General features: G+C 60.8%; 13 protein-coding genes. 10 read left to right on the top strand and 3 right to left on the bottom strand.

Features of this window, described 5'->3' with window-relative positions; all coding sequences use genetic code 11:
• Positions 1-120: 120 nt before the first annotated feature.
• Positions 121-1,176, bottom strand: coding sequence for a biotin synthase BioB (gene bioB, locus BLU24_RS03760; protein ID WP_093097664.1), 1,056 nt, complete (start codon positions 1,174-1,176; stop codon positions 121-123).
• Positions 1,177-1,266: 90 nt separating this feature from the next.
• On the opposite strand from bioB, the gene BLU24_RS03755 reads away from it, so the two are divergent.
• The 5 genes from BLU24_RS03755 (at position 1,267) to rarD (ending at position 7,151) form a co-directional block, all read left to right on the top strand.
• Positions 1,267-2,001, top strand: coding sequence for a ComF family protein (locus BLU24_RS03755; protein ID WP_093097662.1), 735 nt, complete (start codon positions 1,267-1,269; stop codon positions 1,999-2,001).
• A 179-nt stretch (positions 2,002-2,180) separates the two neighbouring features.
• The gene (locus BLU24_RS03750) at positions 2,181-2,945 is read left to right on the top strand and encodes a TOBE domain-containing protein (RefSeq protein ID WP_093097660.1); all 765 of its coding nucleotides are present in this window, start codon (positions 2,181-2,183) and stop codon (positions 2,943-2,945) included.
• A gap of 70 nt (positions 2,946-3,015) precedes the next feature.
• Positions 3,016-4,917 (top strand): PhoX family protein, encoded by a 1,902-nt coding sequence (locus BLU24_RS03745; RefSeq protein ID WP_093097658.1) that lies wholly within the window; start codon positions 3,016-3,018, stop codon positions 4,915-4,917.
• Between the two features lie 165 nt (positions 4,918-5,082).
• Positions 5,083-6,057: a serine/threonine protein kinase gene (locus BLU24_RS03740; RefSeq protein ID WP_093097656.1), complete on the top strand. Its 975-nt coding sequence runs from the start codon at positions 5,083-5,085 to the stop codon at positions 6,055-6,057.
• Between the two features lie 206 nt (positions 6,058-6,263).
• Positions 6,264-7,151 carry an EamA family transporter RarD gene (gene rarD / locus BLU24_RS03735; protein WP_093097654.1) on the top strand — a complete coding sequence of 296 codons (888 nt, stop codon included), beginning with the start codon at positions 6,264-6,266 and terminating at the stop codon, positions 7,149-7,151.
• Between the two features lie 221 nt (positions 7,152-7,372).
• Here rarD and BLU24_RS03730 read toward each other — a convergent pair whose 3' ends face one another.
• Complete coding sequence (locus tag BLU24_RS03730; protein WP_093097652.1) at positions 7,373-7,891, bottom strand: glycine cleavage system protein R; 519 nt, start codon at positions 7,889-7,891, stop codon at positions 7,373-7,375.
• A 489-nt stretch (positions 7,892-8,380) separates the two neighbouring features.
• On the opposite strand from BLU24_RS03730, the gene BLU24_RS03725 reads away from it, so the two are divergent.
• A complete protein-coding gene (locus BLU24_RS03725) occupies positions 8,381-10,558 on the top strand; it encodes a malate synthase G (RefSeq protein ID WP_093097649.1) in 2,178 nt (725 codons plus the stop codon).
• A 278-nt stretch (positions 10,559-10,836) separates the two neighbouring features.
• On the opposite strand, the gene BLU24_RS03720 is transcribed toward BLU24_RS03725, so the two are convergent.
• Positions 10,837-11,283, bottom strand: coding sequence for a response regulator (locus BLU24_RS03720; protein ID WP_093097647.1), 447 nt, complete (start codon positions 11,281-11,283; stop codon positions 10,837-10,839).
• 253 nt (positions 11,284-11,536) lie between these two features.
• Between BLU24_RS03720 and BLU24_RS03715 the strand changes: the two genes are divergently transcribed.
• The 4 genes from BLU24_RS03715 to BLU24_RS03700 all read left to right on the top strand — a co-directional run bounded on the left by BLU24_RS03715 (position 11,537) and on the right by BLU24_RS03700 (position 15,995).
• The gene (locus tag BLU24_RS03715) at positions 11,537-13,477 is read left to right on the top strand and encodes a putative nucleotidyltransferase substrate binding domain-containing protein (RefSeq protein ID WP_093097644.1); all 1,941 of its coding nucleotides are present in this window, start codon (positions 11,537-11,539) and stop codon (positions 13,475-13,477) included.
• Positions 13,474-14,181 (top strand): 3'-5' exonuclease, encoded by a 708-nt coding sequence (locus BLU24_RS03710; RefSeq protein WP_093097642.1) that lies wholly within the window; start codon positions 13,474-13,476, stop codon positions 14,179-14,181. The genes BLU24_RS03715 and BLU24_RS03710 overlap by 4 nt, the downstream gene beginning before the upstream one ends.
• A gap of 324 nt (positions 14,182-14,505) precedes the next feature.
• Positions 14,506-15,024, top strand: coding sequence for an RNA polymerase sigma factor (locus BLU24_RS03705; RefSeq protein ID WP_090286942.1), 519 nt, complete (start codon positions 14,506-14,508; stop codon positions 15,022-15,024).
• On the top strand, positions 15,021-15,995 hold the full coding sequence (locus BLU24_RS03700) for a FecR domain-containing protein (RefSeq protein WP_093097639.1): 975 nt from the start codon (positions 15,021-15,023) through the stop codon (positions 15,993-15,995). Before BLU24_RS03705 ends, BLU24_RS03700 begins: the two co-directional genes overlap by 4 nt.
• Positions 15,996-16,098 lie beyond the last annotated feature (103 nt).

Raw genomic sequence — 16,098 nt, 5'->3', positions numbered from 1 at the left:
CGGCACCTGTGGGAGCTGGCTTGCCAGCGATGAGGGCAGCACATTTAACATCCATGTCGACAGTCAGTCCGCTATCGCTGGCAAGCCAGCTCCCACAGGTGCTTGCATCGCTTCAAAAAATCAAATGGCAGCGTTATAGAACTGCTCGCTGCTCTTCTGCTCCACCAACGCCTGCTCGATTGCCGCCTGATGCACTTCATCGGCGTGCTCTTCGCGCGCTTCCGGCTGGATGCCCAGGCGTGCGAACAACTGCATGTCCTTATCCGCCTGCGGGTTGGCGGTGGTGAGCAACTTGTCGCCGTAGAAGATCGAGTTGGCGCCGGCGAAAAACGCCAGCGCCTGCATCTGTTCGTTCATCGCTTCGCGGCCGGCGGACAGACGCACGTGGGATTGCGGCATGAGGATGCGCGCCACCGCGAGCATGCGAATGAAGTCGAACGGATCGATATCTTCAGCATTTTCCAGCGGTGTGCCGGCAACCTTGACCAGCATGTTGATCGGCACCGATTCCGGATGCTCCGGCAGGTTGGCCAGTTGGATCAGCAAATTGGCGCGGTCGTCCAGCGACTCGCCCATGCCGAGAATGCCGCCGGAGCAGATTTTCATACCCGACTCACGCACGTAAGCCAGTGTCTGCAACCGCTCGCTGTAGGTGCGCGTGGTGATGATGCTGCCGTAGAACTCCGGCGAGGTGTCGAGGTTGTGGTTGTAGTAGTCGAGGCCAGCCTTGGCCAGCGCTTCGGTCTGCTCCTGGTCCAGTCGCCCCAGAGTCATGCAGGTTTCCAGGCCCATGGCTTTGACGCCTTCGACCATTTTCAGCACATAGGGCATGTCCTTGGCCGAAGGATGCTTCCACGCGGCGCCCATGCAGAAGCGCGTCGAGCCGATGGCTTTGGCGCGCGCCGCCTCTTCGAGGACTTTCTGCACTTCCATCAGCTTTTCTTTTTCAAGACCGGTGTTGTAGTGACCGGACTGCGGGCAGTACTTGCAGTCTTCCGGGCAGGCGCCGGTTTTGATCGACAGCAGCGTCGAGACTTGAACGCGATTGGCGTTGAAGTGCGCGCGGTGCACCGTTTGCGCCTGGAACAGCAAGTCGTTGAATGGCTGTACGAAGAGTGCTTTGACTTCGGCCAGAGACCAATCGTGACGCAGGGTGGCGGTGGTGCTCGCGCTCATGGGCAATTCCTTGGTTATGCTTGGCTGGCGCCGGGGAAAAGGAATACCCACAGGCGCTACACGGATGTTCGGCATATTTAAGGAAGTGTCATGCGCTGTCAACCACGATACGAAAGGCCGGTTTACATCTGTTTAAATAATGTACAAACCTGCTTGTTATGCGATGAGCGCGCCGAAGCAGAAATGGCAATCTGCGTGGCCTGCGAAACCGAGCTGCCCTGGCTCGGCAGCCACTGCCAGCGCTGCGCTTTGCCATTGATTGCCGATGGCCTGACGTGCGGAGCATGCCTGCTAGAGCCTCCGGCCTTTGCGCAGGTCGCCGCGCCTTGGCTGTATGGCTTCCCGGTGGACAGTCTGATTACGCGTTTTAAACACAACGCAAAATGGCCGTTTGGCCACCTGCTCGCCGACGTTCTCGGGCAATACCTGCAACATCGCTTCGATGAAGATCTGCCGAGGCCCGATGCGTTGGTGCCGGTGCCACTGGCGCGTAAACGCTTGCGTCAACGCGGGTTCAACCAGGCCGCGATGCTCGCACGGTGGTTGGGCAAGTCGCTGAATCTGCCTTGCGAAGAACGGATCTTGCATCGCGTCAAAGAGACCGATGCGCAGCAGGATCTCGACGCCAATGCGCGCAAGCACAATTTGCGCAACGCCTTCGATCTGGCGCCGAATGCCCCGGTAAACGGCCGGCATTTCGCGCTGATCGATGACGTGCTGACTACTGGCGCCACCGCTCAGGCGCTGGCGCGGTTGTTGATGAGCGCAGGGGCGGCGCGAGTTGATGTGTATTGTCTGGCCCGCACGCCGAAACCCGGAAGCTGATCTGCTCACAATCCCCTGTAGAGTGAGCCTGGTCGCGATAGCGGTAGATCAGCCAGCACAGATGTCGCCTTTGATGGCGCCATTGCGAGCAGGCTCACTCCTAGGTTTTGGGCCTGACTTGACTCCGGCGCTCGAAGCCGCCAGCTTCTGTAGCAACTGCCGCAGCAAATCTGACCGATATGTCCCTCCCCTCCCTCCTCTCCCAGCACATCGTGCGCCGTCCGCAGCGCATTGTCCTGCTGCAACACATTGCCGAGCAGGGCTCGATCACCCGCGCAGCGAAAAGCGCAGGCTTGAGCTACAAAGCGGCGTGGGACGCCATCGATGAGTTGAACAACCTCGCACACAAACCGCTGGTCGAACGGATCATTGGCGGCAAGGGCGGTGGCGGTGCCAAACTGTCCAGCGAAGGCGAACGTGTGCTGCGCCTCTATCAAAAGTTGCAAGCCCTGCAGGCGCAAGTGCTCGAGGCGGCGGAAGACGCCAGTGACCTGGACCTGCTCGGGCGGCTGATGCTCAGGACCAGCGCGCGCAATCAGTTGCACGGCAAGGTGGTAGCGATCGGCAGTCAGGGCCGCAACGACCTGATCCGCCTCGAACTGGCCGAAGGCCTGTGCCTCGACGCGCAAATCACTCACGACAGCACCCTGCACCTCGAGCTGCAGATCGGCACGCCAGTGGTCGCACTGATCAAGGCGGGCTGGCTGGAATTGCTCGGCCGTGAACAAGTCGCAACGCCGGGACACAATTTGCTCGACGGCAACATCGAGGCGATTCTCGATGCCGAGGACGGCCCCAGCGAAGTGCGTGTTTCTTTGCCCAACGGCCACATTCTCTGCGCGCTGGCCGAACCGCTGGAGTTGCGCCAACGCAGCTTGGGGGTCGGTCAGCCGGTGCGTGTGCAGTTTTCGCCGAGCAATGTGCTGATCGGCACGCCGCTCTGATCGGGCGCTGCAACGAAAGCGTCATCGTTGCTCATTAAGGTGGCTGCCAAAACCATGCAGGGAGCCTGAGATGAGCCTGTTAGAAGAAAACCAATCCACCGATCTGGAAAAAATGGTCGGCCTCAGCCGTCGCGGTTTCATCAGCGCCGGTGCATTGTGCGGTGCCGCGATGTTTCTGGGCGGCAACCTGCTGAGCCGCAGCGTGATGGCGGCGAGTGTCAGCGCGGGCAACAGCCGTCTGCTCGGTTTTGAAAGCATTCCCGCCGCGACCAGCGACGCGATCAGCCTGCCCAAGGGCTACAAGTCTTCGGTGCTGATCAGCTGGGGCCAGCCGCTGCACAAGAACGGCCCGGCCTTCGACCCGAGCGGCAATGGCACCGCGGCCGCACAGGAAGTGCAGTTTGGCGACAACAACGACGGCATGAGCCTGTTCGCCTTCCCGGATGACCGCAACCGCGCGCTGATGGCGATCAACAACGAATACACCAACTACCGCTACCTTTATCCGCACGGCGGCATGCCGCGGTCGGCCGAAGACGTGCGCAAGGCGCTGGCCTGTGAAGGCGTGTCGGTGATCGAGGTGCAGCGCAAGAACGGCCAATGGCAGTTCGTTCAGGGCTCGCGCTACAACCGGCGCATCCACGGCAACTCGCCGCTGCGCATCAGCGGCCCGGCGGCCGGTCATGACTTGATGAAAACCGCTGCCGACAAGCACGGCAAAAAAGTGCTCGGCACGTTCCAGAACTGCGCCAACGGCAAAACGCCGTGGGGCACCTACCTGACCTGCGAAGAAAACTTCACCGATTGCTTCGGCAGCAGCAACGCCCAGCAGCAGTTCGACGCCGCGCAAAAACGCTACGGCGTAACGGCCGCCAGCCGCGAGATCAACTGGCACCCGTACGATCCGCGTTTCGACATGGCCAAGAACCCGAATGAGCTGAACCGTCACGGCTGGGTGGTCGAGATCGATCCGTTCGATCCGCAATCGACCCCGGTCAAACGCACCGCGCTGGGCCGTTTCAAACACGAAAACGCCGCCCTCGCCGAGACCGACGACGGCCGTGCCGTGGTGTACATGGGCGACGACGAGCGTGGCGAGTTCATCTACAAATTCGTCAGCCGCGACCGCATCAATCACCGCAATGCCAAAGCCAACCGCGACATCCTCGATCACGGCACCTTGTACGTGGCCAAATTCAATGCCGGTGACGGCAATCCCGATCACCCGAAAGGCCAGGGCCAGTGGATCGAACTGACCCATGGCAAAAACGGCATCGACGCCAGCAGCGGTTTCGCCGATCAGGCCGAAGTACTGATTCATGCACGCCTCGCCGCCAGTGTCGTCGGCGCGACGCGCATGGATCGCCCGGAATGGATCGTCGTCAGCCCCAAGGATGGCCAGGTGTATTGCACCCTGACCAACAACGCCAAACGTGGCGAGGACGGCCAACCGGTGGGCGGCCCGAACCCGCGCGAGAAGAACGTCTATGGACAGATTCTGCGCTGGCGCACCGACCGCGACGATCACGCCTCGAAGACTTTTGCCTGGGATCTGTTCGTGGTCGCGGGCAACCCCGGCGTGCATGCCGGTACGCCGAAGGGCGGCTCGTCCAACATCACTCCGCAGAACATGTTCAACAGCCCGGATGGCCTGGGTTTCGACAAGGCCGGACGCCTGTGGATTCTCACCGACGGCGACTCGAGCAATGCCGGCGACTTCGCCGGGATGGGCAACAACCAGATGCTCTGCGCCGATCCGAAGACTGGTGAGATTCGCCGGTTCATGGTCGGGCCGGTGGGTTGCGAGGTAACCGGGATCAGCTTCTCGCCGGATCAGAAAACCCTGTTTGTCGGGATTCAGCATCCGGGCGAAAACGGCGGTTCGACCTTCCCCGAGCATCTGCCCAATGGCAAGCCACGGTCGTCGGTGATGGCGATTACCCGAGAGGATGGCGGGATCGTCGGCGCCTGATAAACCCTTATCGCGAGCAGGCGAAGGCCTACATTTGGAATGCATTCCCCTGTAGGAGTGAGCCTGCTCGCGATAGCTTCAGCCCGGACACCAATCCCTAACTGCCTGCCATCTGCGCTACCATGCCGGGCCGGACGCAGCAGCCTGCTGCGCGCAGGAGTCAGCATGGCCCACCCGTTTGAAACCCTCACACCCGATCTCGTCCTCGACGCCGTCGAAAGCATCGGTTTTCTCAGCGATGCGCGCATTCTGGCGCTCAACAGCTATGAAAACCGCGTCTATCAGGTCGGCATCGAAGACTCCGAGCCGCTGATCGCCAAGTTCTACCGCCCGCAGCGCTGGACCAACGACGCCATCCTTGAAGAGCACCAGTTCACCTTTGAATTGGCCAATGTTGACATCCCGGTGGTAGCGCCGCTGATCCACAACGGCGAAACCCTGCACGAGCATGCCGGTTTCCGCTTCACCCTGTTTCCGCGTCGCGGCGGCCGCGCGCCGGAGCCGGGCAACCTCGATCAGTTGTATCGCCTCGGCCAGTTGCTCGGGCGCATCCACGCAGTTGGCGCGACCAAACCGTTCGAACACCGCGAAGCCCTCGCCGTGCAGAATTTCGGCCACGCTTCGCTGACCACCCTGCTGGAAGGCAACTTCATTCCGAAAAGCCTGCTGCCGGCTTACGAGTCCGTCGCCCGCGACCTGCTCAAGCGCGTTGAAGATGCCTACGCCAGGACGCCGCATCAGAACATCCGCATGCACGGTGATTGCCACCCCGGCAACATGATGTGCCGCGACGAAATGTTCCACATCGTGGACCTCGATGACTGCCGCATGGGCCCGGCGGTGCAGGACATCTGGATGATGCTCGCCGGTGATCGTCAGGACTGTCTGGGGCAGTTGTCGGAACTGATGGATGGCTACAACGAATTCCACGATTTCGACCCGCGTGAACTGGCGCTGATCGAGCCGCTGCGCGCCCTGCGGTTGATGCATTACAGCGCGTGGCTGGCGCGACGCTGGGATGACCCGGCGTTTCCGCACAGCTTCCCTTGGTTCGGCACCGAGCGTTATTGGGGCGATCAGGTGCTGGCGCTGCGCGAGCAACTGGCGGCGCTGAATGAAGAACCATTGAAACTCTTCTGATTCACCTCCATCCTCTGTAGGAGTGAGCCTGCTCGCGATAGCGTTTTATCAGGCAACGAAAATGTTGAATGTCAGAGCGCTATCGCGAGCAGGCTCACTCCTACATTTGTTCGGTGTTCACAATTTCCCGACCTATCCGCTAAGGCATCTGCGGACAAATCTCCTTACAATCCTTCCTTTGTCAGCTGCCAAAGCAAGGATTCTGCATGCAAGCCGCCAACCCGCGTCGCGGGTACATTCTGGGCCTGAGTGCCTACATCATCTGGGGCCTGTTCCCGATCTATTTCAAAGCCATCGCCGAAGTGCCGGCGGTCGAGATCATCATTCATCGTGTGCTGTGGTCGGCGCTGTTCGGCGCGCTGTTGCTGATGGTGTGGAAACACCCGGGCTGGCTGCGCGAACTGCTCGATAACCCCAAGCGTCTGGCGATTCTGGCGTTGAGCGGTACGCTGATCGCGGCCAACTGGCTGACCTATGTGTGGTCGGTGAATAACGGGCGCATGCTCGAAGCAAGCCTCGGTTATTACATCAACCCGTTGATCAACGTGTTATTGGGCATGGTGATTCTCGGGGAGCGGCTGCGGCGCATGCAGTGGCTGGCGGTGGGGCTCGCCGCGGTTGGCGTGGCGCAGCAGGTCTGGCAGGTCGGCAGTCTGCCGTGGGTGTCGCTGGCGCTGGCGTTGACCTTCGGTTTCTACGGGCTGATTCGCAAACAGGCACCGGTCAAGGCCTTGCCGGGGCTGGTGGTGGAAACCTGGATGCTCGTGCCGATTGCGATTGCGTGGTTGTTGTTCAACCAGACCGCGACGAGCGTGCAGCCTGATTTCTGGAGCACCTCGCAAGCCTGGTGGCTGGTAGCCGCCGGCCCGGTGACGCTGGTGCCGCTGGTGTGTTTCAACGCCGCGACCCGGCATCTGCCCTACACCACCATCGGCTTCCTGCAATACATCGCCCCGACCCTGGTGCTGTTGCAGGCGGTGCTGCTGTTTGGCGAGCACTTGTCGTCGAGCACACTGGTCGCGTTCATGTTCATTTGGGCCGGCCTGGCGGTGTACAGCATCGATGCGTGGATAAGTTTGCGTCGACGCAGCTGATCAAAAAACGCACAAACCTCTACAGGCCACGGCTCTCGTGGCCTGTATCGTTCCTTCCCAAGGTTATCCACAGCGTGATCCCCGCCGTTTGTGTGCAAGTCTCTGAATACTGGCGGTTTTTTGATCAATCGCCGCAAAGCCTCGGCGGACGTGGCGTAGCGCTCGGTCTCTACAGGTTATCCACAGGCAGGTGCACGTTTAAACTGGATAACCTGCGCGGCTCAAACTTCCGTGCGTAACACCAACTCGACCATCAAATCATCGGCCAGGGTTTCCAGGCGCGCCTGCAATACGTCCAGCGACAACGTCAGCGGCACGGCGAGAATCGCTTCGGCGTGAAACAGCGGCTCGCTGCTCATCGGCGCCGGGCGCACTTCGGTGACGAGCCTCTCGAGATTGACCCCCTGCTCGCTCAACAGCCGGGTGATGTCGCGGACGATGCCGGGGCGGTCATTGCCGACCAGCTCCATGGCGATCGGCTTCCAGGTGCAGGATTGCTCGATGCCGCTTTCGGCGACCAGTACACGGATACCGTGCGCCGTCAGTGCTTGTAAGGCATCGACTAATTCATCGTAAGCCTCTGCTGGCACGCCAACCCGCAGGATCCCGGCGAACTGCCCGGCCATCCGTGACATGCGGCTTTCCAGCCAGTTGCCGCCGTGTTCGGCGATGCATTGGGCGATGCGCTCGACCTGCGCGGGCTTGTCCGGGGCGAAAACGGTGAGTACGAGATGGTCCATGGCGCAGCCCTCTGTGCATGACTTTTGTGATTGAAGGGCAAGTATAGGCAAGGGCTTGTCTTGCGTTGGATGGACTGGCGCTTTAGCGAGCCGCCGCACCGGCGCGAGATCTGAAAAAAGGAATCGTGTACAACTTTCGATATTTAACTGGAACAATCCAATGCTTTTTTGAGAACATCCCGTTCCGCGACGTGACCGCAATGCGTCATGAGGTCGCAGAACGACGTAATTAGTCTGATTTTCACAAGCGCAACTCATCATGTAGTATGCCGCAGCGCGCACTACATAACGCCGGATCGATGTCCGCCCAGGCCTGTTCGCAACCCTGAAAGCCCCGTCAGCAAGGCCCTCAAGCCGTTGATTGGTCCTAGCCCAGCCGCCAGCAATGGCATGTACTGGTCGGCAGGTTTGTGGTTTAAATGGCCAGAGGCTTCATTGTTTAAATTGAAGAGCTGAAAAGCGAAATAGCTGAGCAGAGTGAGGCAAGCAATGACTGAACACGTTCAAGTCGGTGGCCTGCAGGTCGCCAAAGTCCTGTTCGACTTCGTGAACAACGAAGCCATTCCCGGTACCGGCCTCACCGCCGAACAATTCTGGGAAGGTGCCGACAAGGTCATTCACGACCTGGCGCCGAAGAACAAAGCCCTACTCGCCAAACGCGATGACTTCCAGGCACGCATCGATGCCTGGCATCAGCAGCACGCAGGCCAGGCGCACGACGCCGTGGCCTACAAAGCTTTCCTGCAAGAGATCGGTTATCTGCTGCCAGAAGCGGCTGATTTCCAGGCCACGACGCAAAACGTCGATGATGAAATCGCCCGTACCGCCGGCCCGCAACTGGTGGTGCCGGTAATGAACGCGCGCTTCGCGCTCAATGCCTCGAACGCCCGCTGGGGTTCGCTGTACGACGCCCTCTACGGCACCGACGCGATCAGCGAAGAAGGTGGCGCGGAAAAAGGCAAAGGCTACAACAAGGTGCGTGGCGACAAAGTCATCGCCTTCGCCCGTGAATTCCTCGACGAAGCCGCGCCTCTGGCTTCCGGCTCCCACGTCGACTCGACCGGCTACAAGATCGCTGACGGCAAACTCGTCGTTACCTTTAAGGGCGGCAGCACCAGCGGCCTGCGCGACGACGTTCAGTTGATCGGTTTCCAGGGCGACGCCAATGCGCCGATCGCGATTCTGCTGAAACACAACGGCCTGCACTTCGAAATCCAGATCGACGCCAGCACTCCGGTCGGCCAGACCGATGCCGCCGGCGTCAAGGACATCCTGATGGAAGCGGCGCTGACCACCATCATGGACTGCGAAGACTCCGTGGCCGCCGTCGATGCCGACGACAAAGTGGTGATTTACCGCAACTGGCTCGGCCTGATGAAGGGCGACCTGGCGGAATCGGTGTCCAAGGGCGGCCAGACGTTCACCCGCACCATGAACCCGGACCGCACCTACACCGCGCCGAATGGCGGGGAAGTGACGCTGCACGGCCGTTCGCTGTTGTTCGTGCGCAACGTCGGCCACCTGATGACCATCGATGCGATCCTCGACAGTCATGGCAATGAAGTGCCGGAAGGCATTCTCGACGGTCTGGTCACTTGCCTGGCGGCAATGCACAACCTCAACGGCAATACGTCGCGGCGCAATACGCGCACCGGTTCGGTGTATATCGTTAAACCGAAGATGCACGGCCCGGAAGAAGCGGCGTTCACCAACGAGCTGTTCGGCCGCATCGAAGACGTGCTGGGCCTGCAACGCAACACGCTGAAAGTCGGGATCATGGACGAGGAGCGCCGCACCACGGTCAACCTCAAGGCCTGCATCAAGGCCGCCAGCGAACGCGTGGTGTTCATCAACACCGGTTTCCTCGACCGCACCGGCGACGAAATCCATACCTCCATGGAAGCCGGCCCGGTAGTGCGCAAGGCCGACATGAAGGCTGAGAAGTGGATCGGCGCCTACGAGAACTGGAACGTGGATATCGGTCTGAGCACTGGCCTGCAAGGTCGTGCTCAGATCGGCAAAGGCATGTGGGCCATGCCCGACCTGATGGCGGCGATGCTCGAGCAGAAAATCGCCCACCCGCTGGCCGGTGCCAACACCGCTTGGGTGCCCTCGCCGACCGCCGCTGCGCTGCACGCGTTGCACTACCACAAGGTCGACGTGTTCGCCCGTCAGGCCGAACTGGCCAAACGTGCCCGCGCCTCGGTGGACGACATCCTGACCATCCCGCTGGCGGTCAAGCCGAACTGGACTCCAGAGCAGATCAAGAACGAACTGGACAACAACGCCCAGGGCATTCTCGGTTACGTGGTGCGCTGGATCGACCAGGGCGTCGGCTGCTCCAAGGTGCCGGACATCAATGACGTCGGCCTGATGGAAGACCGTGCGACGCTGCGTATCTCCAGCCAGCACATCGCCAACTGGCTGCGCCACGGTATCGTCACTGAAGCGCAAGTGATGGAAAGCCTCAAGCGCATGGCGCCCGTGGTTGACCGGCAGAACGCCAACGACCCGCTGTATCGCCCGCTGGCACCGGACTTCGACAGCAACATCGCCTTCCAGGCGGCGGTCGAACTGGTGATCGAGGGCACCAGGCAACCGAACGGTTATACCGAGCCGGTGCTGCACCGTCGTCGTCGTGAGTTCAAGGCTGCGAATGGTCTGTAAGTTGCGTTGATGGTTGAAATGTAAAAGGCCCTGATCGAGAGATCAGGGCCTTTTTGTTTGTGAGGTTGATTGAATTCTTGTGGTGGGCTTGAGATCCATCCACCTCACCCCAGCCCTCTCCCCCAAGGGGTAGAGGGGAAAGGGAGCAGATTGGGGAGGCTTCAATTCCTGAGTTCGACTCGGGACTTTCACGTCGGTGTATCTCGAACATCCTACTCGGTCAGTCCCCTCTCCCTCTGGGCGGTCCGACGTTTCGGGAGGGCCAGGGTGAGGGGCTTTTAAGGATCTATCCCCAATTCATGCTTGACCAACCCCAGCAACTTCTCCGTATCAATCGGCTTGAGCAGAAAATCCACCACGCTCAAATGCATTGCTTCGATCGCATCCTTCACGTCGGCATCGCCGGAAACGATGATGATCGGCATCGCCGCCCGCACCGACTCGCGCACCTGGCGAACCAGGTCCAGGCCATCGACATTACCCATGCGCAAATCGGTAATCACCAGTCCGATCGAAGGCTTTTCTTCGAGCATTTTCAGCGCGGTTTCGCCACTGGCCGCGGTCAGGCAGCGGATGCCGTCGAGCGCAAGAATCTCCGAGAGCAACTCGCGCGCGTCCTTGTCGTCATCGACGATCAGGACGCGCTGCGGTGGCAGATCGGGTTCAAGCATGACTGCGCTAAGCGCTTCGCGCTCGGCATCGCTCAAGATATCGTGGTCGGACATGGCGCTCTCTAAGTATTCGTATCAATCACCTGGCACAGTCGTCTGACATCGCCCGGCAGCGCTTCAATGTGCACTTCGTCGGATTTTTTTCCAAGGGGCTGAACAGCGGAAATTCCGACGGTTTGCGTAGGGTATCTCCGAATCCGCGCCGATGATGGCAAAACCTAGACTTACGTCCAATGGGCACCCCGAGCGCAGGGGTCGACCATGGCCGCAACGATCCGACCACAACAATTCGAAAAAGACTGCGGTAATGGTTATGAGTAAAGCGGACGCCTTCACCCAGGCAGGGAAAACCGCGGTTTTGCAGAACATTCAGGGCACCCTGCAATTCCTCCAGCGCTTCCCGCCCTTCAATCAGATGGAACACGCCCACCTCGCCTATCTGGTCGAACAATGTCAGCTGCGGTTTTATGCCCAGGGCGAAAGCATCATCAAACCCGCCGACGGCCCGGTCGAACATTTCCACATCGTCAAACAGGGCCGGGTGGTCGGCGAGCGCCCGCACACCGCCAAGGGCGGCACCGAAACCACTTTCGAGATCACCACCGGCGAATGTTTTCCGCTGGCGGCACTGTTGGGCGAACGGGCCACGCGCACCGAGCACCTCGCCGGCGAAGACACCTTCTGCCTGCAATTGAACAAACTGGCGTTCATCAAATTGTTCGCCCTCTCCAACCCGTTTCGCGATTTCGCCTTGCGCGGTGTCAGCAGCCTGCTCGATCAGGTCAATCAGCAAGTGCAGCAGAAAGCCGTGGAAACCCTCGGCACCCAGTATTCGCTGAACACTCGCCTGGGCGAACTGGCGATGCGGCATCCGGTGACGTGCGCGCCCGACGCGCCACTGCGCGAAGCGGTGAAGCTGATGCACGAGCAGCAGGTCGGCAGCATCGTCGTGGTGGATGAACACAAGGCGCCGCTGGGGATTTTCACCCTGCGCGATCTGCGCCATGTGGTGGCCGAAGGTGCTGCTGATTTCGGTGACGCCATCGAGCGCCACATGACCCGCGCGCCGTTTTATCTGTCGCCGGATCACAGCGCATTCGACGCGGCAATTGCCATGACCGAACGGCACATCGCGCACGTTTGTCTGGTCAAGGATCAGCGCTTGTGCGGCGTGGTCTCCGAACGCGATCTGTTCTCGCTGCAACGGGTCGATCTGGTGCATCTGGCGAGGACCATCCGCAGCGCCCAGCGCGTCGAACAGCTGGTCAGCCTGCGCGGCGAGATCGGCCAACTGGTCGAGCGCATGCTCGCTCACGGCGCGTCCTCGACGCAGATCACCCACATCATCACCCTGCTCAACGACCACACCGTTAACCGAGTGATCGAATTGACGCTCGCCGAAAAAGGCGACCCCGGCGTGCCGTTCAGTTGGTTGTGTTTCGGCAGCGAAGGCCGCCGCGAACAGACGCTGCACACCGATCAGGACAATGGCATCCTGTTCGACGCCCACGACGCCGTCCATGCCGCGGAGATTCGCGGCAAGCTGCTGCCGATCGCCCAACAGATCAACCACAGCCTGGCGCAATGCGGCTTCACCCTGTGCAAAGGCAACGTCATGGCCGGCAATCCCGAGCTGTGTCTGTCGCGGGCGGAATGGGCGCGGCGTTTCGCGGCGTTCATTCGTGAGGCGACGCCGGAAAACCTGCTCGGCTCGAGCATTTATTTCGATCTGCGCGTGGTCTGGGGCGATGAAAAAAGCTGCGAGCAATTGCGCCGCGGGATTCTCGAGCAGGTCGGCGACAACCGTTTGTTCCAGCGCATGATGGCCGAGAACGCCCTGCGCAATCGGCCACCGGTCGGGCGCTTCCGCGAGTTTGTGCTGGCGCGCAAAAATGGTGAAAAAGCCACGCTGGACCTGAAGATTCAGGGCCTGACGCCATTTGTCGATGGTGCACGCCTGCTGGCGCTGGCCCACGGCATCGATACCAACAACACCCTCGAACGCTTCCGCCAACTGGTCGCGAAAGAAGTCATCGAACCCCTCGATGGCGCGGCTTATGAAGAGGCCTATCACTTCATTCAACAAACGCGCATGCAGCAGCATCAACTACAGACGCGCGAGAATCTGCCGTACTCCAACCGCGTCGACCCGGACAGCCTCAACCATCTCGACCGGCGCATCCTGCGCGAATCCCTGCGTCAGGCTCAGCGCCTGCAAAGCAGCCTGACCTTGCGGTATCAGCTATGAGCCTGTTCTCGTGGCTGCGTCCGCCCAGCGCGCCGGTGTCGGCGCAAGTGCAACAACGCCTGGCGCAGTTGCCGGTGATCACCGAGCTCAGCGAGTGCACGCTACGCGAACAGCGCTGGGTGGTACTGGATCTGGAAACCACCGGGCTCAATCTGAACAAGGACCGCGTGTTATCCATTGGGGCCGTGGTCATCGAAGACGGCGCGATCGATTTCGCCCAGCAGTTCGAACGCACACTGCAATGTCGCGAACTGAAAATTAGCCCGAGCGTGTTGATCCACGGACTGGCGCCGAGTGCGATTGCTGCTGGCAGCGATCCGGCCGAAGCGTTGCTGGAACTGATGGAATTTATCGGCACCAGCCCGGTGCTGGCGTTTCATGCGCCGTTCGATCAGCACATGCTCGGGCGCGCCTTGAAGGAGCATCTGGGGCACAAACTCCAGCATGTGTTTCTCGACGTGGCGGATATCGCACCACTGGTTTGCTTAGAGGCGCAGATCCGCGAGGCCGGGCTGGATGAGTGGATCGAGTGGTTCAAACTAGAGGTATTCGAACGGCATAACGCCAGTGCCGATGCGTTGGCGACGGCGGAACTGGCGCTGATCCTGTTCAGCCGCGCGCGGGCGCAGCAGATTCACAGTCCGCGGAATTTGCAGCAGCGCTTGAGTCAGTGGAAGCGGCGGCAGCAGGTGCCTTCGTTTTAAATCAAAAGCCCCTCATCGGAACGCCGCCCGCCCAGCCCTCTCCCGGAGGGAGAGGGGGCCGACCGAGTTGTCTGAGGTTTTCCATCGACCTGAGAAACAGAGTCGATTATGGATTCAGCAGAAATCTTTCACGTCGTCGTATTGCGTCAATATCCCCCGATCAGTCCCCTCTCCCTCCGGGCGGTCCGACGCTTCGGGAGGGCTAGGGTGAGGGGGCTGCCATTAAACGCTCACCTGACCAGTGGCCAATTGCTAACCATTCCCACCTCTGCCAGAATCGCGAACAATTCGCGTTAGTTAATCTTTCCCAATCGGTGATGTCCGGTGTCGTCAGTCCCAAGCCCTCACAGTCAGCTTGTCGGTGCGCTGTATCGCGACCATCGTGGTTGGCTGCTGGCATGGCTGCGGCGCAATGTGGCTTGCCCGCAGCGTGCTGAAGACCTGAGCCAGGACACTTTTGTGCGCCTGCTCGGTCGCGATGAATTGCTGACACCGCGTGAGCCGCGCGCCTTTCTGGTGGCGATCGCCAAAGGCCTGCTGTTCGACTACTTCCGCCGCGCGGCGCTGGAACAGGCTTACCTCACCGAACTGATGCTGATTCCCGAAGCCGAGCAACCGTCGGTGGAAGAGCAGCAGATGATCCTCGACGACCTCAAGGCCATCGACCGCTTGCTCGGCAAGCTCTCGACCAAGGCCCGCGCCGCGTTTCTGTATAACCGCCTCGATGGCCTCAGCCATGCCGAGATCGCCGCCCGCCTCGGCGTTTCGGTGCCGCGCGTGCGTCAGTATCTGGCGCAGGGTATTCGCCAGTGCTACATCGCCCTGTACGGTGAGCCAACATGAGCCCGGCCAGTTCCCGACCGGTGCCGGCGCATGTGCTGGATGCGGCGATTGCCTGGCAATTGACCCTGGATTCGAGCAGCCCGCTGGAGCGCGAGGAGTTCGCCAAATGGCACGCGGCGAATGAAGAACACGCTCGCGCCTGGCGCCAGTTGGGCATGCTCGATCAGCGTTTCAGCGTGGCCAAGGGTCCGGCGCGCAGTGCCTTGCTGCAATCGCGCGAGGGCATTCGCCGGCGCGTGCGCAAACTCGGCAGCGGTCTGGCCAGTGTGGCGTTGATTGTCGGTCTGGGGCTGTTCGCCAGTGAACGCTTTCTGCCGCTCGATTACTGGCTGGCCGATCAGCGCACCGCAACCGGCGAACAGCGCACCGTGCGCCTGGCCGACGGCACCGTGCTCAATCTCAATACCCACAGCGCGGTGGATGTGCGATTCGATGATCAGCGCCGGTTGATCATCTTGCAGGAAGGCGAAATCCTCGTTGAAACAGGGCATGGCGATGCGCGGCCGTTCATTGTCGAAACCCGCGAAGGCAGCATGCGAGCGCTGGGCACGCGGTTTCTGGTCAAGCGTGAAGAAGACGGCACGCGGTTGAGCGTGTTGCAGTCGGCAGTGGCCGCCCATGGGCAAGCCAATCCGCAGGAACAGATTCTGCGTGAAGGCCAGCAAGTGCTGCTGCGCCGCGATGGCCTCGGCCAAATCGCCGCGCTCAATCCCGGCGCCGATGCCTGGACCCGCGGCATGCTGGTGGTGGATAACGCGCGCCTCGGCGATCTGCTGCACGAACTGGGGCGTTATCGTCGCGGATACCTCGGTGTGGCGCCGGAGGTGGCGGACTTGCGCATTACCGGCAGTTTCCCGCTGCACGATACCGATAAAGCCTTGAGCGCACTGCTGCCGACCCTGCCGGTGCAGATCGAGCGGCATACGCCGTATTGGGTCACCGTGGCGAAGGCCGATGCCAAGCCTGAGTAATACGGTGTCTAAGCGGCCGCTATCGCTGGCAAGCCAGCTCCCACAGGGATCTGCGGTGAGCATCAATTTTCTGAACTGCACTGAAACCTGTGGGAGCTGGCTT

The sequence above is a fragment of the Pseudomonas sp. Z003-0.4C(8344-21) genome (genome assembly GCF_900104975.1).
Lineage (GTDB): Bacteria > Pseudomonadota > Gammaproteobacteria > Pseudomonadales > Pseudomonadaceae > Aquipseudomonas > Aquipseudomonas granadensis.
The sequence above is the reverse complement of the archived record's forward strand: the minus strand, read 5'-3'. Positions and strand labels throughout refer to the sequence as shown.

Bases quoted from the DNA above. Each gene is read 5' to 3' on its own strand.
- bioB (WP_093097664.1), bottom strand. From the start codon at position 1,176: ATGAGCGCGAGCACCACCGCCACCCTGCGTCACGATTGGTCTCTGGCC.
- BLU24_RS03755 (WP_093097662.1), top strand. From the start codon at position 1,267: ATGCGCTGTCAACCACGATACGAAAGGCCGGTTTACATCTGTTTAAAT.
- BLU24_RS03750 (WP_093097660.1), top strand. From the start codon at position 2,181: ATGTCCCTCCCCTCCCTCCTCTCCCAGCACATCGTGCGCCGTCCGCAG.
- BLU24_RS03745 (WP_093097658.1), top strand. From the start codon at position 3,016: ATGAGCCTGTTAGAAGAAAACCAATCCACCGATCTGGAAAAAATGGTC.
- BLU24_RS03740 (WP_093097656.1), top strand. From the start codon at position 5,083: ATGGCCCACCCGTTTGAAACCCTCACACCCGATCTCGTCCTCGACGCC.
- rarD (WP_093097654.1), top strand. From the start codon at position 6,264: ATGCAAGCCGCCAACCCGCGTCGCGGGTACATTCTGGGCCTGAGTGCC.
- BLU24_RS03730 (WP_093097652.1), bottom strand. From the start codon at position 7,891: ATGGACCATCTCGTACTCACCGTTTTCGCCCCGGACAAGCCCGCGCAG.
- BLU24_RS03725 (WP_093097649.1), top strand. From the start codon at position 8,381: ATGACTGAACACGTTCAAGTCGGTGGCCTGCAGGTCGCCAAAGTCCTG.
- BLU24_RS03720 (WP_093097647.1), bottom strand. From the start codon at position 11,283: ATGTCCGACCACGATATCTTGAGCGATGCCGAGCGCGAAGCGCTTAGC.
- BLU24_RS03715 (WP_093097644.1), top strand. From the start codon at position 11,537: ATGGTTATGAGTAAAGCGGACGCCTTCACCCAGGCAGGGAAAACCGCG.
- BLU24_RS03710 (WP_093097642.1), top strand. From the start codon at position 13,474: ATGAGCCTGTTCTCGTGGCTGCGTCCGCCCAGCGCGCCGGTGTCGGCG.
- BLU24_RS03700 (WP_093097639.1), top strand. From the start codon at position 15,021: ATGAGCCCGGCCAGTTCCCGACCGGTGCCGGCGCATGTGCTGGATGCG.